Origin of the sequence: Desulfovibrio sp. (assembly GCF_019422935.1) — a bacterium.
GTDB lineage: Bacteria > Desulfobacterota > Desulfovibrionia > Desulfovibrionales > Desulfovibrionaceae > Desulfovibrio.
Genome location: NZ_JAHZCJ010000003.1, coordinates 57,939 through 77,523, shown reverse-complemented (window position 1 = coordinate 77,523; position 19,585 = coordinate 57,939). Strand labels below are relative to the sequence as shown.

Sequence of the window (19,585 nt, the reverse complement as noted above, 5' to 3'; positions counted from 1 at the left end):
GTTATTTGCCTTTTACAATGCTAGATACTTTTTTGAAAGAACGTGCAAAAATATGCTGTATATTTAGTATTGCACGCAACATCAGCGCTCTGCTGAGGATATTGAACGGCACTAATCGCGCAAGCGAGTCGCTCGGTCGGATTTTTTCATACTCTTCGCTAGGAAGAGTATACATGAAATTAGAATTTACAACGTATCCCACATATCCCCGTGCAAGATCCTTTTCCGAGATCCCCATCAAGCGAGATAGATATACATGGTGCGGCATATGAAAATATTTTATATTGGGCGCAGAAAGATGAATAGGTATAATATTGTTTTTTTGCAGCCAAAAAGTATACCATGAAAATTCATATGGTGAATAAGTAATCAAGTCTAAATAAGAAAAATTATGCTGAGCACAAAAATCTTCCTTTAGTGACTTTAGAACTGCGCAAGAAAAAGTTATATTTCCATGAACTGTCAGAATTTTTTTTTGCCTAATTGAAAATATTTTTTGAATTTTACGCAGGCTCACCTCACGAGGTTGCCAGTAATCGGCATAATACTTTGGATCTGAAACTAAATCGCTATCTTCAACTAGTGGTGTGTAAGGTGTTGTTTCATCATACATAAAATCACTATAATAAAAATCTCGAATAAGCACTGCATCTGAATCAATGCAGAAATAGTTTTTGCACCTACTTTGCTCCCAGAAAGAAAGTTTTATTATTTCCTGATTTATATAGCCGGGAGAGAATCCAGCGACCTCAGATGTCGCCAACTCACTACAAATATCTTCATCCATAAGAAGATATACATTGGGTGCCGCCAATTCACGAAACATGGAATAATCAGACTTGGGGACACTAATGTATACAGGGATATCGTCTTTGTTATGGGCATGCAATGATAGCAGTAATCGCTTGGCTAAGGCAAAGTCATTTGAGTAACTTTTTAAGAGGAAACAAAAGTTATGCATGGGGCTATCCGATTTTTATATATTCTTCTTGAACCCAGATGGAATCTGATTGTTGCGATTTGCGTTGGAAATTCAACAGTGAAAAACCATGTTCTGTGAGCAACTTTTCAATATCAGTATATAGCTTCTGGTTTTCCCAAACCTGAATATGCTCAGCCTCTAGCTGCATGGCCTTCACATCCTTTAAGCGCGAGCCGAAACCTTCCAATGCCTCAAAGGTTGCACCTTCAACGTCTAGCTTAAGAAAATCAATGCTTTCAATCTGATGCTGATCCATAAACTCATCCATCCGGATGGTTTGTGTCGGCACTTTTTTCATAACTCCCACAATATCTTTGCGATTCATGAGGCCAGACATGCCTATGTTGACGGAGTTGTTATTAACCGCTTTAAGTAAGTCCATATCTACCATATTAAATTCTGCAATAAGTGAGTCATTAAAGACAGCCACATTGAAGGCCTTAAAGCGATAAAGCTTTACGATTTCCTTGAATATTTGTGGATGCGGTTCAAACACCCACACGTTTTCTGCTGGAACGTTAAAATACCACCTCAGGCCAGCGGCATCTTGAGCGTAATTGGCTCCAATCTCGAAAATATTTTTTGGAGCAAGTGTTGTATATGTCTTTATCTGATCGACAATGGGAATCACAGATTCAGGCTTGGAAACCGCATTCGGATGATATGGAATGAGCTGCCCTAAATTTTGTATTCCAAGCATCTTTTTTATTAATCGCTTTATCATAATAACCTCAGTTAATTTTACTAGATAGATTTTTTGCAGATGTGTGCTGCAAGAAACAACCTCAGTTATTGGTTGAGCACGATGTCCCATGAGTGCGTAGGGTAAAAATGGCCATACGCAGGCAAATTGGCACGGTTTGTTTCAGGGGCATGGACATCTATAACTGAGAATGCTTTGCAGGACAGGTCTCTATATATAGAGTTAACATTTGGGACATTTACTTCCAGTCCCAAAAAGTAGCTGCCTGAACAGAGTCCAAGCCGTGCAAATCTACAAGTAAAGACACTCGATCCCTTCGGGATGCCCTGTTTCCCCTTCTCGGAGAATATGCTGCTGCTGGCAAAAACAATCCCTTGAACATCAGAATGCGATATGGTGAGCGCTAGCTCAAGGTCTTTGTAGTCTTTTCCAGCTGTTACATAAACTCTGACATCTGAGGGTTGAAAAGGGTGCAGAGAATCAACGATGCCACCACCGGTAATTTCAACATCGGTAATTGTAATATCAACGCCTGGCAGCTTTAATGGAGCAAACGTGCTGTGCTCAAATATATCCTCAGCATAACTATTTATAGCTTGCTCAATATCTGCATCAAGCTTCAAAGAACCATCGGCAAGATACAATCCTCTCGTGCATAATTGCCGAACCGCTGCCATATTGTGACTTACAAACAGCACCGTTCGCCCACGCCCCTGGCTCACTTGTTCCATTTTTCCCAGGCATTTTTTTTGGAACTCAGCATCACCAACTGCGAGCACTTCGTCTACAACAAGAATATCTGGTTCCAAGTGGGCAGCGACCGCAAAGGCAAGGCGCACATACATTCCTGAAGAATATCGTTTAACAGGAGTATCAAGGAATTTTTCCACTCCAGAAAAATCCACAATTTCGTCAAACTTGCTCTGAACTTCTCTCCGCTTCATGCCGAGAATTGCACCATTTAAAAAAATATTTTCTCGCCCAGTCAATTCAGGGTGAAAGCCAGTTCCAACCTCCAGCAGGCTTGCAACGCTGCCTCGCAAGGTGATTTTGCCGTTGGTGGGCTCGGTAATGCGGGAGAGAAGCTTAAGCAACGTAGACTTTCCAGCGCCATTACGACCGACAATGCCGACCCGGTCGCCGGGCATAATATTAAAATCTATATCCTTAACCGCCCAAAATTCTTCGTGGCTATTTTCTGATCCGCCCGCGATAAGGCGTTTGGGCAGATTTGTGATTGCCTCACGGAGGGTTTTATGATGCGACCCTTCCGTCTGGTGGCGCAGCAAGTATTTTTTATTTAAACCTTCAACTTGAATAACTGGCTTCACAATCGCCTCTAAGTAAAATTTGTTTTCGAGGAATAGCGTAATACCTTGCGCTCGCCGCATGAAGTTAGCAGCATAACACTAACTGCAAAGCATTCATTGCAGATCAATATAAAAAACTAATAAAAGGGCATGTTGCCCTATTTATTCGTGTTTTTTCAAAGGCGATAAGCGAAACAAACGAACTCCTAAGTCGGAATACGAAAGTTTATTCAGACCAGAAACAATCGTCATGGAGTTGCCTCCATTAAGCTGTAAAAAAAGCATGTCTTCTCAATTGTCATCAGTATTTCTGATAGTTGCTGACAAAAAAGATTAGATTTTTTTGCGGCCTTTTCCCGGTTCAGTAAATACCTTGTCTCTAAGTATGGGTCAAGATGGTGGGGCTTCCATCAAATAATTTTCACACGGTCCGCAATGTGTTTTCAGCTTACTTTACTGCAGGGCCTGAAACGCTGCCCGCTATCAGCCAGAGAATAAATATATAAAACCTTTCGGCTCGAGATGTTGCGCAGTTGATTCTTTATGGCGGGGTGGAGTTGCAACAATCTGGCTATACTCTTTTCAACGTGCTCGTGTCATACATCACTGCAAGGGATCATGTACGAAAGCTGTCACACGGGTTTCGCAGTAAGTCCCCCTCCTTCTCGTCGCATTGGTCGAATTTTTTTACGGGGGGAGGGATAAAGACATTCAAGGAACACGCAATCGGCAAGGCAATGTCGTTATGACGCAGGGCCGCAGTTCTAGAGAGGAAGCCGCGTATGCCTGACCACCTCGCAGCGATCATGGTCGCTCAGGGCAACGGCAACTCACACAACCTGCACATGAGAGAGCAATGCATTGTTGGGGCACGTCTTGGCGACACTTTCTCGAGTTCTAGAAGCAGCCCATCTTACATCTATCGAACCGTCTGACGCTGCCGCCGTTTGTCAATCGGTCTGAAGCTGTCGGCATCGCCGTCATTGAGGATAGGTGCAGTTGTAAAATTGTGCAGCACAATGGGCTGGACTTCACAAAAGTTCAATATATCGGTATGGTAGGAGGATGGTAGGGGTAGCCGGTTTGGCTTGCCTCCGTAAAGCAAATTCCAGAAAATTCAAATCAGGGACCACCCCACGGCCCAGCCATAGGTTTTGCCTGCAACCATGCCGATAATTGGGGGAGGATTCAATGCACGCAGTGAAATTTGACCAGAATATAGTTGCTTGTGATGGTGGATCGGGTAAGTTGTGAAAGCAGCGAAAATGATGTTAGCTTTGAATTAGTGCCTTGTGAAAGCTCAGGGGCAAATATGTGATACGGGCAAGTGTCCTTTTCAGGTAAATCTTGTAAGGGTCAGGGTTTCACAGTATTTGAACTTTTAGTTATGTAGCTTGTGCGCGGAATGCTGGCAATAAAGAAGCGCATCCTGCTGGGAAAATTAACAAATGGATATTGCTAGTTGTCACCAGCTAAGGCATGCCAGCTGATGATGGATCATTTCGATTTATTCGGTGTGAGATTAGACGCTATAACGGATACGCGTGAACATGACTATTTATTTTTATTGATGTGAATTGGGGAGGCGTCTGTGCTGTTTGCAACACCTGTCCGAGGTTGAGGCCGTGTGCAGACGACCCGTGGGCAGATTACATGGCCTGTGGAACGTGGCCTGACAAAGTCAAGTGCATTTCGTGTCAAAGGACTGCTCGCTGCGTCAGAGAGGGGGCAGTGTAAAAGCCACCATGTGGTGCCTTATGAAGGCGGACCCGAACTTGTAGAGGGATAAAAATTTTTAATGCCGTAGTCCACAGCATCCAGGATTTTTGGAGTGCATCTCCTAAATACTCGCCGATGGAGCCCTTGTTCTCAAGTACTCACCTTGAAAGATTGGGTGATTTTTTTTAGGTTGCCAGAGCCAGAGGGTAAAGTTGCCGAAACGCGCAGAATTTAATCACTATTCCTTCTGATTGGAGTGCCAATCCCGGAGTTGCCAATTCCATCAATTTCATAATAGACGTCGAACGTCTCTTCTCTTTATTTATCATATTGGAAAAAGCCAGTTTTTATTGGTAGCAGTGGTATGGGCATACGATGCCCAGGGCATTTTGTCTAAAACAGGTTTGAGGTGTCTTGTTTCTGTTATAAAATCTGATATCGTGCCATTTTATTGAAATGTTCAATGGATCCGAAGCAGATACTAGTGATAACCTCTCTGAAGGATAAGCAATGTATAGTTGCTCGCCAGTTATTTCATTTATTATCGCTACTTTTAATGCCGGTGAGACACTTCGGCGTTGTCTGAATTCTTTGTTGGGGTGCGATAAGCACCAAATCGAAATCATCATTAAAGATGCCTGCTCTGTTGATGACACGCAGAACATCGTAACTGAATATTGGGACCGCCTACCTATTCGGTTTATATGCCAACGAGATACTGGCATTTGTGATGCCTGGAATCAGGCCGTTACAGTTGACGGAGGTCCTCAGGGACAATGGATTCTTTTTTTGGGGGCTGATGACTTTATATGTTCTCCGCAGCGCCTGGAGGCAACGGTAGCTGCCCTGGGTAATCTTGCGGAAAATGCTGAATACGCCGCTGCTCCGGTTACCCTGGTCAATGGAGATGGTTTTGCGGTAGATACCCTCTTCCCCTCACGCTCTCTTAAGCGCGACCTTCCTATGGGGATGCCGCTACCCCATCAGGGGCTATTTCATCGGCGCTGTTTGTTTTCAGCTAACAGATTCGACACTTCGTTACGGATTACAGGTGACTATAGCTTTCTTTGCAGCACTCTGAAGCCTGACAATCTGGTCTATCTTGATCTGCCAGCCCTGGTTTGTATGAGCCTTGGAGGGATAAGTGGCAACCTAGAAGGCTTGGCAAAGCGAAACCGCGAAGTTTTGCTGGTATCCCGAGAGTTTTTCCCTGACTGCGCTCGCGGCATGTTGTGGAAGCGTCTAGTTTTGTCTTATCTGTTCAATGGATTGACCATATTGCTTGGAGCGCAATTTGCAGCAATGTGCGCTGACTGTTATCGTAGGCTACTTCGTAAGACTCCACTCTGGACCGCAAGACCTCCGTTGCCTGGGGCCATGCGGCTACCTGAAAATTCAGCCAATACGTGCAACTGTCAGCGGCCAGTTTTCTCTCTATTGGTTGCTACACTTAACCGTCAGCAACCGCTACAGAAGTTTTTGGACTGCTTGCTGGAACAGACGATCGGCACCGATTCATTTGAGGTTCTTATTGCAGACCAGAATCCGTCAGGTTTTTTACAACCACTGATTGATGGCTATGCAGAGCGCCTCTCCATTCGCGTTGTCCAAGTGCCCAATCTCGGGGTTTCGCATGCGCGAAATGTCCTGGTGCCATTGGCCCAGGGACAATATATTGCCTTTCCTGATGATGACTGCTTTTATGAATCTGATACATTGCTTGAAGCCCAAAATTTTTTTGAATCGCGCCTGCATGTGCATGCCATTCAGGGGAGTTGGTCTGCTCCTGGCATGGATCGCAAATTAATTTGCACTTCCAACCGGGTGTGTACTTTGTTGTCCATTTTTAAGCGGGGCGAAACCTATGTGCAGTTTTTTAGAAAAGAATCTGTAAACTACATTGGTCTTTTTGATACAATATTAGGACCTGGAACCGGGTTGCCATATGGTTGCGGGGAAGATACTGATTATTTGCTGCGCGCCATTGAAAAGGGTTTGACAGTTGTATACGCGCCTTCAGTTCATGTTCACCATAATGAAGTTGATGCTATGGCCATAATGGCCAACAAGCAAAAAATTATATCTTATGCAACTGGGCGGATGTATCTTTTGCGAAAACATAAGCTCCCCTGGTGGTTTCAGCTGTTCAATATAATTTATCCATTGCTTCGAATTCCCTTTGAGGGAATTCGATACAGAAAATATCGACTGATAATGTTCAAGGCGAGGCTGCGCGGTTTTTTCTACGTGCGCTCATCTACAGGGTTTACGGATTGAATGTTGCTGTTATATAAATGAGTATTACTCATTTGTAATCCTGATTAGATAGGAGTTCTTACACTACGGCTGTTGGCAGTGCGGCATGTTGATGCTGCTGAATTTGTCGCGTTGGGCTTTGTGTTGCCTCATTGTCTTGACATCTGGCGATGGGCATAGCCTACCTCCCTTGTGTCATGCGTTTAAGTTCTGTCGAAAAACTTGTATCTATTTTGTCATTCTCATGCATGGGAGTGATATATTTTATGATGCTAAATGGCTTAGTTTTCATCAACGAGCAGCCGACAATAATGGTTAATAAAAATGTCACGTGATTTATCTCAACCCTTTGTAGGTGCGTGGATTGCCGGTGGGCTTGGCAATCAGCTTTTTCAGTTTGCAGCAGCGTACGCATATTCATTACGAACCGGGGCAGCATTACTTTTAGACATAAGCTTTTTTCATCATCCAGCCAAAGACCGCGACTACGCGCTTGCCAAACTGGGCATTAATGAAAAAAAATGGCCTTGGGTCACTCCGACATCTGGTGCTAGGTGGTCAATATCTCCACGTCATATGGCAGGGGTTTTGCGCACAAAGATACGGCAGTGGAGTCTGAGGTATAAAGTCATCAGCGAAAAGCGTTACGATTACGATGAAGCTTTTTCATTGATGAATTCATCAATTTATCTTCATGGTTACTGGCAGTCTCCGTTGTATTTTGCCGATGCGGCAAGTCAGTTGCGTGATTCTGTCAAGCTTGCCCCCCTTGTAAAGGCGACCCCCCCTCGTGCTGAATCCATTCGTAACACTATGTCAGTAGCCATCCATGTACGACGAGGTGACTATGCCACACAGCATAGCGACACCTTTGGCCTTATCCCGTATGAGTACTACGCCTACGCAGCCTCTTTGCTGCGTAGGAGTGTTGAAAACCCACATTTTTTTATTTTCTCTGATGATTACAGCTCTGCCCGTGCTATGTTTGGCGATTGGCCCGACGCAACCGTTTGCCCGGCCCTGTCACCAGAAGAAGATCTGGCCCAGATCGCCTTCTGTAAACATCAAATAATCGCAAATTCAACCTTTTCATGGTGGGGGGCTTGGCTTAATTCAAACTCTGAAAAAATTGTCATTGCTCCGAAGCAGTGGGCTCAGAAAAAAGTTTTGCTGTCTCGGTATATTTTTGACTTGTTCCCACAAAATTGGCTTCTTTTATAAAGGCCAAAGTGTATATGGATTTCTTATGATGCATTCAATATTCAGATGGACAAAACCCGTGCTCAAATCAATTTTGGGGCGTGTTATTGCCTCGCCAGAGGATGTTTTTGCCATTGAAAAGTTTTGCGCACAGCACAATGGTAAGTGCAGGGTGGCAGCCTGCGCCATGGCGTTGAAGATGTCTCCAGTTAAAGTTTTACAAGGTCTTCGTTTGCTTCAGTACGTTGAAAAACGTAAAGATAGTTTCAGTCCCCCTATCACGAGGGCTTTGCCTGGCGGCAAGGTGTACTTTAAAACAATATTCTATGCTCCACTGGAATTGCCATTCATTAAAATGAATCTTGTTGAAAGTCTGCATTATGTAGACAAATTTATTGTTGTTGAAGGGAATAGGACTCATGTTGGCGAGCCACGAGAATATATTTTTGAGAGATATATTTCAGCTATTCCGGCAGAGCTTCGACACAAAATTTTATACATTAAGGCCGACATTGCAAAAGATACCGTTGATTGCACTGGGAGCAACGATGGCTGCCAAATGCATAGTAATGAAAACGTATTATGGGACTCCTTTGAAAAATATGTAGATTTGCAAGATAATGACATTGTCATCTCTGCTGATGCTGACGAGGTCATTTACCGCAAAGTTTACCCGCTAATTTTGAATTTGCTGCGCCCCGAGCGCCCCCTCATTCTTCCGTTGCACCAGTTTTTTTACAGAATGAATTACCTGTGGAAGAATGAAACTTTTTGGGCCCCTACCGCGGCATATGCAGGTTACTATAACCGTCGGCCGCATCCCCATAAATGGCGTTACGACGGGAAAAAGTTTCCAATAATGGCCGGGTGCCACTTTTCGTGGCAGCTGACCATTGAGCAGATGTTATTCAAGCTCAAAACATATGCCCATAATGACATCTATGGGCATCTTGCCGACCGGAAAGTTCTTCAGGATGCTGTGGATAAAAAGAAATATCCTTTTGATCCTGATCGACACTTTGTTATTGACGAGCTAAGTCCAGACAATGATCAAATCTATTATCCAGAATCATTTTTTATCTTTCGTTCAGATTTTGATCACTTGTTGCCGGTAAAAAGTCATGAAGCGTAAAATACTCATTTTTGTTGGCACGAGGCCGGAAGCCATAAAGATGGCGCCAGTGGTAAAGGCTCTGCGCACTCGAAGCGACCTGTTTGATGTTACTCTGCTGTCAACCGGTCAACACCGTGAAATGTTGATGCAGACCTTGGGAGACTTTGTTCTGGAGCCGGACATCAACCTTGATCTTATGACTGCGAACCAGAGCTTGGCGCAACTCTCCTCGCAGCTGATGACCTCCATTGATGCAGTTCTTGCCCGGGAAATCCCTGATATTGTTCTGGTGCAAGGCGATACAACAACGGTGATGGTTGCCTCCCTGTGCGCCTTTTACCGTGGGATTCCCTGCGGGCATGTGGAAGCTGGATTGCGAAGTTACAATATGCATTCGCCCTTTCCGGAGGAGTTGAATCGCAGGGTTGCCGGGCTGGTGGCCAGCCTGCACTTTGCCCCCACAGAACGGGCAGTAGCTGCCTTGCATGATGAAGGCGTTCCATCGGACGCTGTTCATCTGACCGGCAACACCGGTATTGACGCCCTGCTTTGGACCGCCAATGACATTTTAGCATCCCCACCAGTCCTGCCCAAGCAGATTCAAAAAATTATCGACTCTGGCCAGCGCTATGTGCTCATCACCGGCCATCGGCGGGAAAGCTTTGGCAAGGGATTTGAGTCCATTTGTCAGGCTCTAAAAAAATTGTCATCAATCCACCGCGATGTGGTATTTCTTTATCCAGTTCACTTGAATCCGAATGTGCGCAATACAGTATTTCATGCTCTCTCGGATTCTTCCAATATTGTACTTACCGATCCTTTGCCATACCGGCAATTTGTTGCAGTAATGCAGAGCGCATACTGTTTGTTGACAGATTCCGGTGGTGTGCAGGAAGAAGCGCCCTCTCTCAAAAAGCCCGTCCTGGTAATGCGGGATGTGACGGAACGGCCTGAGGGTGTTGCAGCTGGCTGTAGCTGCCTTGTTGGTACAGATTGCGATAAAATCGTTCAGAGCGTTTCGGCAATCCTTGCCGATCCGGATGGCCAATACCAGCTTATGGTGGCGGCGAAGAATCCTTATGGTGATGGACACGCGTCTGAACGTATTGCCGGTATCCTTTCGGAATTTTTTTCAACCAAGAAAGCTTGAAATGCGTATAGGTATAGTCACAACATGGTTTGAGCGGGGTGCGGCCTACGTTTCACGTCAATATCGGGATCTTTTACGCAAGAGCGGCGATGATGTCTTGATCTATGCCAGAGGTGGAGAAAGGTATGCACAAAGTGATCCCAGCTGGAATACATCTGATGTCACTTGGGGTAAAAGATGTGCTGTGCAGAGGGTTACGGGCATTGACAGAAAAGATTTCGTATCCTGGATTCGTCGCCATAACCTCGAACTGATTATTTTTAACGAGCAGTGGTGGCTTCCACCAGTATTCTGGGCCATGGAGTGTGGATGCAGAACTGTTGCATATATTGACTACTACACTGAAGCAACTGTGGATAGTTTTTCCATATATGACGGGCTTATTTGCAATACTCAACGCCATCATAGCGTATTCAAAACGCATCCCTACTGTCAGTATATTCCTTGGGGAACAGACCTAGAGCTGTTCCGCCCGCAATCGTCAGGTTCGCGTGATCAAGAAGGGCCCGTTTTTTTTCATTCCGCAGGCCTGAGCCCTTACCGCAAGGGAACTGATCTTGTGTTGAAGGCCTTTGCGCGCCTTACGGGCCATGCTCATCTTATTTTGCATATGCAAGAGGGAGCCTTTAGTTCCATTGCTGATGTCGAACCTCTCGCCAATAAGCTGGTGGAGCAGGGGCGTCTTACCATCTATGACAGAGAAGTCTCTGCCCCTGGGCTATACCATTTGGGAGACGTCTATGTGTATCCATCACGCCTTGAGGGGATTGGTTTGACCCAGGCGGAGGCACTGGCTTGCGGGTTGCCCATCATTGTTCCCGACAATCCGCCCATGAACGAATTTGTGGCTCCTGAATCAGGGGTGGCGGTAGCGGTCGACAAACTCTGGTCGCGTGCTGATGGTTATTACTGGCCTCAGTGCTTGGTCAATCTGGATGCTCTGACCTCCGCCATGCAATCTTTTGTTGATGAAAGTCATTCCGTTGTTGAAAAAAAAATTGCGGCTCGCGCCTTTGCGGAACGCTGCCTCAACTGGTATAAAAACGGCAGTAATCTCTCTGCCTGGCTTTCCGCGCTGCCAAAACATTCGTTGCCTGATGGCTTAAAGCGTCAGTTACAGGATGATGAAATTTCTCTTCCGGTGACTGCGGTGAAGCTACTCAAAAAATGCCCCAGTATCTGGAATTTTGTGACGCATTTGCATCAGGTCTTTCGTAAGCGCTATTGAGTTTGTTTGCGGCAATCGTTTGCAGTGGGCCGAATGGCACTATGCAGAAGGCAGGCCGACAAATATGCCTGCCAGGGGGATAAGTTTTTGGCTTTCTCGGGCTTGTTGTGCCCACCTCTCTTTTGGGGTAACTTTATTACTCTTTCGGCAAGCCTCACAAGCTGCCTGTCTGGAGCTTCGTAGTCAGCTGCAACTTCTGTCGGGGACATATGATTGCGCCTATCATCATTTTTGCCTTTAATCGACCACATCACCTGAAAAATACCCTTGAGGCGTTGCAACGCAATTCTCTAGCGGCGCAAAGTGATTTGTTTATTTATTGCGACGGGGCGCGTTCTAATGCTGAAAAAAAGCTGACGGAAGAAACCCGCGGTGTAGCCCGTAATGCCTTGGGCTTTCGCTCTGTCACGGTTGCTGCCTCAGAAGTTAATCAAGGCCTCGGCGAAAGCATCATACGCGGCGTGACAGAAATTATAGCAAAGCATGAACGCGTTATCGTGCTTGAGGACGATCTGCTTACAGCTCCTTTCTTTCTGGAGTACATGAATGCCGGGCTCGATATTTATGCCGATAACCCGCGCGTTGCTTCAGTACACGGCTATCTTTACCCACATACGGTATCATGTCCCCCCGAGACTTTTTTCCTGAAGGGTACAGACTGTCTGGGCTGGGGAACATGGAAACGGGCTTGGGATATTTTTGACCCTGACGCTGCAAGATTGTTACAGCGCATTCGCGATGCGGCCTGCGTCCACGATTTTAATGCCCAAGGTTGCTATAACTTTACAGGGCTGCTGGCTGATGTGGCTGAGAAACGCAATTCTTCTTGGGCTGTACGGTGGCATGCTGCTGCCTATTTGCAAGATATGTATACTCTTTACCCTGGGCGTTCCCTTATTTTTCATGCCGGTTCAGATGGCTCTGGTACAAACTGCGGTGTAGACACGCTTTTTGATGTTCCTTTAAGCACCTCTCCCATTGAGGTGACCCCCATTGAAGTTCGGCCAGACCCAACAATGGTTGAGGCTAGGCTCTCGATTTTGTTGAAGGAAAGTGGAGGGCGTTTCGGCATTTTTAAAACGCGGATTCGGCAGTGTTTCCCTTTTCTGGGAAAAGTGTGGGATGCATTGCGCGGAAAAAAGATTCGGAGATAGCTATGATCAGCCTCCATTCGTGCAAGTTGCTGGCACGGGAACTGTGCTTTGGTGCTTACCGCGTATGCTCCGCCGGGATAAATCTGGTCTGCCCTCCTACAATCGTTCTTGCTTATCACAGGGTTGCGCCGCATAAAGAAGACCCTCTTCAACTGACGGTGACTCCGCAGAATTTCACTGCGCAACTAGAGGTTATTGCCGAGACATTTGATGATGTCTTGCGTTTTGACGCTGCCCAGTTGCATCGCACACGTCCAGCTGTTTGTCTTACTTTTGATGATGGTTATGCAGATAATTATAGCATAGCTCTACCGATCCTAGAACGTTTTAAAATGACAGCTACATTTTTTGTGAGCACAGGGCATGTTGAGCACGGTCGGCCCTATTGGTGGGAAGCTCTTAGTGTTTGTGGAAAACTGGAAGACCACGGGCGCATTCTTGCAATGCCACCTTTAGAACAACATAAGGCTGTTTACGCACTGCTTGAAGAGTGTGCTTTTGCCTCTGAGGCCCTGGAAGAGTGTCAGCCATTAACGGTTGCAGCATTGCAAGAGTTCAGCCGCCATCCCTTGGTCTGCCTTGGCGCACATACGCATACTCACCCCCGTCTAAGTAACCTCGGAGCTGAAGATCAATATCAAGAGATAAAAAAATCCTTGGACAAGCTGGAAAGCTGGACAGCAGTCCGACCGACGGTTGCCGCCTATCCCTTCGGTGCTCGTTCTCTTTTTGGTCGGTTTTGCGATTACAACGCAGACAGTATGCAGGCCTGTCGCAGGCTTGGTCTTAAGCGCGCGGCGGCCAACTTTCCGGGGCAGGTTCGACCCTGGACAAGCCGCTATGCCATACCCCGACATCTTGTGCGAGATTGGGACGGGGCAGCATTCAAGGCAAAACTTCGCACCTTTTTGACGAGAGGGTACTTTTAGTGCGGCCAGTTCTTTGTAATACTCTTGACTGCGGCGGCGGCGCTGCCATTGCCGCTCGACGACTTCATCTAGGCCTGCGCCAGATGGGCGATGATAGCGTTTTTGCCGTCATGCAACAGAGTGGCGATATTCCCGGTTGCCTTGCGGTTACCAGCCGACTGCGACGCACAATCCAACCCTTCTTTAGACAGGGCGAGCGGCTGCCCCTCTTGCTTTACCCCAAGCGTGATCGGAAGGTCCTTTTTTCTCCTTCCTGGAGACCATCCGGAATTCATAAGGACATCATGGCGTTGCGCCCAGATGTGGTGCACCTGCATTGGATCGCTGACAGCTTCGTTCCGCTGCATTCGTTGGCGAGGCTGACCGCCCCTATAGTGTGGACGTTGCATGATACCTGGGCACTGACAGGCGGCTGCCATATTCTTAAAGGCTGCGAGTCCTATCGGCAGGGCTGCGGGCGGTGTCCTGAACTGGGCAGTCGGGCAGGTTTTGACATGAGTTCGGTGGGGTACTTATTGCGGGCGGCTGCATATAAAAAAGTACGTATGACCATTGTTGCGCCCAGTCGGCACCTGGAGATGCTGGCAAAGACTAGCCCTTTAATTCAGAATTACCCGATCGTACGTATTCCTAATGGCGTTGATACTGAACGTTTTCGACCGATCGATAAGCGTGTTGCTCGCCATCTTTTGCAGTTGCCGCAAAATGTGCCGTTGCTGGTTTTTGGAGCAGTGGCGCCTGGCTGTGATCCCAACAAAGGGTTTGATCTGCTGTGCGATGCCTTGCGTGAGTTGCCGATGCCCTTACGCGGGCATGTACAGTGCGCTGTTTTTGGTGGAAGCGTTGCTGCCTTGGAAACGCCGCTTCCCGCCATAGAACTCGGCCGTCTGCATGATGACGTATCGCTGGCGCTTGCTTACTCTGCTGCGGATATTTTTATTTGTCCGTCTCGTGAAGAAAATTTGCCTAACACTATCATGGAGTCGCTTGCCTGCGGCACCCCTGTGGCAGCATTCCGTACTGGCGGCATTCCTGATATGGTTGATGACGAAGAAAATGGAGTGCTGGCGCCATGTTATGATGTGAAAGCCCTGGCGGAAGGCATTGCCAAAATACTGCTGGGTTCTGTAGATCAGAAACAACGGTTGTCCTGCGCGGCCCGGCAAAAAGCGGTTGACGAATATGCCTTGCCAGACATCGCAAGGCGTTATCACGACCTGTATCTGACGTTGACCGCAGATTCTCAGCATTTTCAATAAAGCAGGTCTGTGCGTAGTCAGCGTCAAAAATCTACTAAATTGTGCCAACCCGACTTATGTCGTAGCGGTAACAATAGTTTTCAGTGATGCTTAATACGCTATGACAGCTGTTTCTGGTGCCTCATTGTGTTATGGTGCATGGTAGGGACTATGGTGTACTCCTTGACTTGTGCCAAGGTAAAGCTGTGCAACTGTTATGAACCGAGGGTAGCCAGCTTGCATCGATCTGCGAAGTAAAGGAACTGGCGGCTGCAGCCCTCCGAGGGGTCTTGCCCCCTTGGTCCGGTGCCCGTCTATTTCCCCCTTTTCAATCTTTTGCGAGCGGTGTATCTTTTATTGAGTGCGCTGCTGTAAAGCCCTGCGCAATGTCCTTGGATGGAATTGTTTTGCTGTGCTTGGTGGAATTTTTGAGAGCCATCAACAAGTAGAATGTTTAATGTTCTGCGAGGGCAGATCATTGAAAGAGAACTTTTTCAATGTGTTGTACAAAAAGTAGTGATTTTTGCGTGGATTTCCAATGAGTCGTATGCCCGTTGAACCTGTAGGGTTGTGTCAATTTTGTCATTTAGACGACACTTTGGCCAACGCTGCGATGCGGACTTTTTTACTTCACACAAGATTGCGTCTGTGGTTCCGTATAAAAGGAATCCAGTAGTATTGAGGACAATCAGATGGTTTCATTTGAAGACCTGTTGGCAAAGAAATCTTCCGTGGCTGTGGTTGGTCTGGGTTATGTGGGCTTGCCTCTGGCTGTTGCCCTTTCCCATCACTTTGATGTCATTGGTTTTGATATCAACGTGGCGCGGGTAGATGCTCTCAACAAGGGGCATGATGCCACCAATGAGGTTGACGATGCTTCCCTTGCCGCCAGCACGGCCCGTTTTACCAGCGATGCAACCGAGCTTGCCAGGGCGGGCGTGATCATCGTGGCTGTGCCTACCCCGGTAGACAGCCACCGACAGCCCGATCTTACGCCTGTGGTGGGCGCAAGTCGCACGGTTGGCCGCCATATGCCCAAGGGCTGCGTGGTGTGCTATGAGTCTACTGTGTACCCTGGCGTTACTGAGGACGAATGCATCCCCCTGCTGGAAAAAGAATCCGGCATGCGCTTTCCGTCGGATTTTACCGTGGGGTATTCACCCGAACGCATCAATCCCGGCGACAAGGTTCACCGGCTTGAAACCATCCGCAAGGTTGTTTCCGGCTCTGACGCCCCCACAGCAGACCTGCTGGTTAAGGTCTATGGCGCGGTGGTGACGGCGGGCATCCACAGGGCCTCGTGCATCAAGGTGGCCGAGGCCGCCAAGGTTATTGAAAACACGCAGCGCGATATCAACATCGCCCTGATGAACGAGCTGGCCCTTATTTTCAACCGCATGGGCATTGATACGCTGGAGGTGCTTGAAGCCGCCGGCAGCAAGTGGAACTTCCTGCCGTTCCGTCCGGGTCTTGTGGGCGGGCACTGCATTGGCGTGGATCCCTATTACCTGACCTACAAGGCCGAAGAAATCGGCTGCCACCCCGAGGTTATCCTTGCGGGCCGCCGCATCAACGACGGCATGGGCAAGTATGTAGCTGAAATCTGCGTCAAACGCCTCATCAATGCTGACAAACACGTCAAAGGCGCGCGCGTGGGCCTGCTGGGCTTTACGTTCAAGGAAAATGTGCCTGACATCCGCAATACCCGCGTGGTGGACATCATAGCGGAGCTGAAGGAATACGGCATCACGGCTCTGGTGCATGATCCCGAAGCCGATGCTGCGGAAGCCTATCATGAATACGGGCAGACGCTGCTGCCCCTGAACGATCTCAAAAATCTGGATGTTCTTATCCTGGCTGTATCGCACGAGAGTTTCCGCCAGCTTGATCATGCGGCCATCCGCGCCATGTTTGCGGGCGACGCAATTACGCTTATGGATATCAAGGGCTTCTGGAACAAGCAGGAAATGCTTGATGCCGGGTTTGATCTCTGGAGGCTGTAATTTGAGCGAGCGCATGCCCTGTCAGCTGGTTACCGGTGGTTCGGGCTTTATCGGGTCCTGCTACGTTCTTCAGGCCCGGCGGCAGGGTGTGCGCGTGATCAACCTCGACAAACTGACCTACGCCGGAAATCCTGCCAATCTGGCTGAGTTGATAAACGATCCGGATTACGTCTTTGTGCGCGGCGACATCGGCAATGCCGAGCTGGTTGCCTGGCTGCTGGAAACCTTCCAGCCCAATGCCGTCGTGAATTTTGCTGCGGAAAGCCACGTTGACCGTTCCATTGTTGCCCCCGATGCTTTTGTGCGTACCAATGTACTGGGTACGTCCACTCTGCTGAGGGTGGCTGCCCAGTGGTGGCGCGCACTGCCTGCGGAACGCGCTTCAGTCTTTCGCTTTCTGCACGTGTCCACCGATGAGGTCTATGGCGCGTTGCAACCGGGCGATCCTGCTTTTACAGAAGCGACCCCTTACAGCCCCAACAGCCCATATTCCGCCTCCAAGGCCGCCAGCGACCACATGGCGCGTGCCTTTCACGAAACCTACGGCCTCCCGGTGCTCCTTACCAATTGTTCCAACAATTACGGGCCGCGCCAGTTCCCTGAAAAACTTATTCCCCTGATGATCTGCAATGCCCTTGACGGCAAGCCTTTACCTGTCTACGGCAAGGGGGCAAATATCCGTGACTGGCTGCATGTAGAAGACCATTGCGCTGCCATAGCCCGCGTGCTTGAAGCAGGCAGGGTGGGGCGCTGTTACAACATCGGCGGGCATGCGGAAAAGACCAACCTTGAAGTTGTGCAGGCCGTGTGCGCCATCCTTGACCAGTTGGTTCCTTCGGCTCGCGGGCCTTATGCCGATCAAATTTCATATGTGGCCGACAGGCCCGGTCATGATTTTCGGTACGCCATAGACTGCAGCCGAATAGAAGAGGAACTTGGCTGGAAGCCAACCCACAAGTTTGATTCCGGCCTGCGTGAAACCGTTCGCTGGTATCTTGAAAATACCGCGTGGGTTGAAAATGTCCGCAGCGGCGCTTACAGGGAATGGATTGCAGCCAACTACGCCCGCCGCGCTTGCGGTGGGGCCAACTGAAAGAAGAGGGCGGCATGAGTGGCTGGAAAGGTATTGTTCTTGCGGGAGGCTCTGGTTCGCGCCTGCACCCATTGACTCTGAGCGTGAGCAAACAGCTCATGCCCATCTATGACAAACCCATGATTTACTACCCGTTGTCTATTCTGATGATGGCGGGCATTCGGGATATCTGCCTTATTTCCACCCCTGAGCACCTGCCCCTTTACAAGGCTTTGCTGCACGACGGCTCGCAACTGGGCTGTAATTTCAGCTACAGAGTGCAGCCGCGTCCCGAGGGGCTGGCCCAGGCTTTTTTGTTGGCGGAAGACCACATTGCGGGGCACAACACCTGCCTGATTTTGGGAGATAATGTTTTCTTCGGCCATGGTTTGCCGTCACTGACACACGCGGCCATGGCCCGCGAATCCGGAGCGACTATTTTTGGCTACCATGTGCGCGACCCTGAGCGTTACGGCGTTGTGGAATTTGACGATCAGCGGCATGTGGTCAGCATTGAAGAAAAACCATCTCGCCCCAAGTCCAACTTTGCAGTCACAGGCCTGTATTTTTATGACCAAAAAGTGCTGGATATCGCCCGCGCCGTGCGTCCCTCGGCCCGGGGTGAACTGGAAATCACGGATGTGAACAACGCCTATCTGCAACAGGGCGATCTGCATGTGGAGCTTATGGGGCGGGGCATTGCCTGGCTTGATACCGGCACGCATGATTCCCTCATGGATGCCGGAGCGTTTGTGCAGGCTGTAGAAAAACGTCAGGGGCTCAAGGTGGCCTGCCTGGAGGAAATAGCCTGGCGCAACGGCTACATTGATGCGGACGCCGTGCGCGCACTGGCAAAGCCAATGTCCAAGACTGGGTACGGGCAATATCTTCTTGAACTTGTGGATGCGGGGATTGGGTTGTGGAAGTAGTTCAGACGCCTATTGCCGGGGTTCTGCTGATCAAACCCAAGATATGGGGTGACCAGCGCGGCTATTTTGTGGAAACCTGGCAGCAGCAGCGCTACGAATCGGCAGGTATTGATCTGCCTTTTGTGCAGGATAACCATTCCATGTCCGCCCGCGGCACTCTGCGCGGCCTGCACTATCAGAAAACGCGCCCTCAGGGGAAACTGGTCTATGTTTCGCTGGGGAGTGTTTTTGATGTGGCAGTGGATATTCGGCGAAATTCCCCCACGTTTGGCAAGTGGTTCGGTGTAGAACTTTCTCAGCAGAACCAGTGGCAGATGTGGGTACAGCCCGGCCTTGCGCACGGCTTTCTGGTGACAAGCGAAATCGCCCATTTCCACTACAAGTGCACAGATTACTACTGCCCCGAGGACGAAGCGGCCATCCGCTGGAACGACCCGACTCTGGGTATTGTTTGGCCCGTGGACGAACCGCTGCTTTCCGCCAAGGATCAAGCTGCTCCGCTGTGGGCTGAGGCCATGCAGACCGCTGACCGCTGAATTGTTTGCAGCTGCGAGTCCTACCCCGTCAGCGTTTTACCCCCTTGGGCGCGTGTCCGGCT

Annotated in this window: 15 protein-coding genes; 12 read left to right on the top strand and 3 right to left on the bottom strand. The window is 48.6% G+C overall.

The annotated features are described in order from the left end of the window. Position 1 precedes the first annotated feature (1 nt). From QZ383_RS05665 to QZ383_RS05655, 3 genes are all read right to left on the bottom strand, one after another. Positions 2-961 carry a DUF6492 family protein gene (locus tag QZ383_RS05665; protein ID WP_291443788.1) on the bottom strand — a complete coding sequence of 320 codons (960 nt, stop codon included), beginning with the start codon at positions 959-961 and terminating at the stop codon, positions 2-4. A 4-nt stretch (positions 962-965) separates the two neighbouring features. Then, the gene (locus QZ383_RS05660; RefSeq protein ID WP_291443786.1) at positions 966-1,706 is read right to left on the bottom strand and encodes an FkbM family methyltransferase; all 741 of its coding nucleotides are present in this window, start codon (positions 1,704-1,706) and stop codon (positions 966-968) included. A gap of 65 nt (positions 1,707-1,771) precedes the next feature. Next, entirely contained in the window at positions 1,772-3,016 is a 1,245-nt protein-coding gene (locus tag QZ383_RS05655) for a polysaccharide ABC transporter ATP-binding protein (protein WP_291443784.1), read from the bottom strand. Between the two features lie 2,208 nt (positions 3,017-5,224). Here QZ383_RS05655 and QZ383_RS05650 point away from each other — a divergent pair. From QZ383_RS05650 to rfbC, 12 genes are all read left to right on the top strand, one after another. Then, a complete protein-coding gene (locus tag QZ383_RS05650; RefSeq protein ID WP_291443781.1) occupies positions 5,225-6,991 on the top strand; it encodes a glycosyltransferase in 1,767 nt (588 codons plus the stop codon). A gap of 303 nt (positions 6,992-7,294) precedes the next feature. Next, positions 7,295-8,191, top strand: coding sequence for an alpha-1,2-fucosyltransferase (locus tag QZ383_RS05645; protein WP_291443780.1), 897 nt, complete (start codon positions 7,295-7,297; stop codon positions 8,189-8,191). Between the two features lie 25 nt (positions 8,192-8,216). Then, positions 8,217-9,302, top strand: coding sequence for a hypothetical protein (locus tag QZ383_RS05640; protein ID WP_291443779.1), 1,086 nt, complete (start codon positions 8,217-8,219; stop codon positions 9,300-9,302). Continuing rightward, positions 9,292-10,434: a UDP-N-acetylglucosamine 2-epimerase (non-hydrolyzing) gene (gene wecB, locus QZ383_RS05635; protein ID WP_291443778.1), complete on the top strand. Its 1,143-nt coding sequence runs from the start codon at positions 9,292-9,294 to the stop codon at positions 10,432-10,434. Before QZ383_RS05640 ends, wecB begins: the two co-directional genes overlap by 11 nt. Then, positions 10,364-11,662, top strand: coding sequence for a glycosyltransferase family 4 protein (locus QZ383_RS05630; RefSeq protein ID WP_291443776.1), 1,299 nt, complete (start codon positions 10,364-10,366; stop codon positions 11,660-11,662). Before wecB ends, QZ383_RS05630 begins: the two co-directional genes overlap by 71 nt. 209 nt (positions 11,663-11,871) lie before the next feature. Then, positions 11,872-12,816, top strand: a complete 945-nt coding sequence (locus QZ383_RS05625; protein WP_291443774.1) for a sugar transferase — start codon at positions 11,872-11,874, stop codon at positions 12,814-12,816. 2 nt (positions 12,817-12,818) lie between these two features. Next, entirely contained in the window at positions 12,819-13,745 is a 927-nt protein-coding gene (locus QZ383_RS05620) for a polysaccharide deacetylase family protein (protein WP_291443772.1), read from the top strand. Further along, complete coding sequence (locus QZ383_RS05615) at positions 13,745-15,004, top strand: glycosyltransferase (RefSeq protein ID WP_291443771.1); 1,260 nt, start codon at positions 13,745-13,747, stop codon at positions 15,002-15,004. Before QZ383_RS05620 ends, QZ383_RS05615 begins: the two co-directional genes overlap by 1 nt. Positions 15,005-15,675: 671 nt before the next feature. Then, complete coding sequence (locus QZ383_RS05610) at positions 15,676-16,986, top strand: nucleotide sugar dehydrogenase (protein ID WP_291443770.1); 1,311 nt, start codon at positions 15,676-15,678, stop codon at positions 16,984-16,986. Between the two features lie 13 nt (positions 16,987-16,999). Next, the gene (gene rfbB / locus QZ383_RS05605) at positions 17,000-18,079 is read left to right on the top strand and encodes a dTDP-glucose 4,6-dehydratase (protein ID WP_291444070.1); all 1,080 of its coding nucleotides are present in this window, start codon (positions 17,000-17,002) and stop codon (positions 18,077-18,079) included. A 14-nt stretch (positions 18,080-18,093) separates the two neighbouring features. Next, on the top strand, positions 18,094-18,987 hold the full coding sequence (gene rfbA / locus QZ383_RS05600; RefSeq protein ID WP_291443768.1) for a glucose-1-phosphate thymidylyltransferase RfbA: 894 nt from the start codon (positions 18,094-18,096) through the stop codon (positions 18,985-18,987). Continuing rightward, a complete protein-coding gene (gene rfbC / locus QZ383_RS05595; RefSeq protein WP_291443767.1) occupies positions 18,978-19,523 on the top strand; it encodes a dTDP-4-dehydrorhamnose 3,5-epimerase in 546 nt (181 codons plus the stop codon). Before rfbA ends, rfbC begins: the two co-directional genes overlap by 10 nt. Positions 19,524-19,585: the final 62 nt, after the last annotated feature.

Coding starts and splice junctions, on each gene's coding strand:
- QZ383_RS05665 (WP_291443788.1), bottom strand. CDS start 961: ATGCATAACTTTTGTTTCCTCTTAAAAAGTTACTCAAATGACTTTGCC.
- QZ383_RS05660 (WP_291443786.1), bottom strand. CDS start 1,706: ATGATAAAGCGATTAATAAAAAAGATGCTTGGAATACAAAATTTAGGG.
- QZ383_RS05650 (WP_291443781.1), top strand. CDS start 5,225: ATGTATAGTTGCTCGCCAGTTATTTCATTTATTATCGCTACTTTTAAT.
- QZ383_RS05645 (WP_291443780.1), top strand. CDS start 7,295: ATGTCACGTGATTTATCTCAACCCTTTGTAGGTGCGTGGATTGCCGGT.
- QZ383_RS05640 (WP_291443779.1), top strand. CDS start 8,217: ATGATGCATTCAATATTCAGATGGACAAAACCCGTGCTCAAATCAATT.
- wecB (WP_291443778.1), top strand. CDS start 9,292: ATGAAGCGTAAAATACTCATTTTTGTTGGCACGAGGCCGGAAGCCATA.
- QZ383_RS05630 (WP_291443776.1), top strand. CDS start 10,364: ATGGTGATGGACACGCGTCTGAACGTATTGCCGGTATCCTTTCGGAAT.
- QZ383_RS05625 (WP_291443774.1), top strand. CDS start 11,872: ATGATTGCGCCTATCATCATTTTTGCCTTTAATCGACCACATCACCTG.
- QZ383_RS05620 (WP_291443772.1), top strand. CDS start 12,819: ATGATCAGCCTCCATTCGTGCAAGTTGCTGGCACGGGAACTGTGCTTT.
- QZ383_RS05610 (WP_291443770.1), top strand. CDS start 15,676: ATGGTTTCATTTGAAGACCTGTTGGCAAAGAAATCTTCCGTGGCTGTG.
- rfbB (WP_291444070.1), top strand. CDS start 17,000: ATGCCCTGTCAGCTGGTTACCGGTGGTTCGGGCTTTATCGGGTCCTGC.
- rfbA (WP_291443768.1), top strand. CDS start 18,094: ATGAGTGGCTGGAAAGGTATTGTTCTTGCGGGAGGCTCTGGTTCGCGC.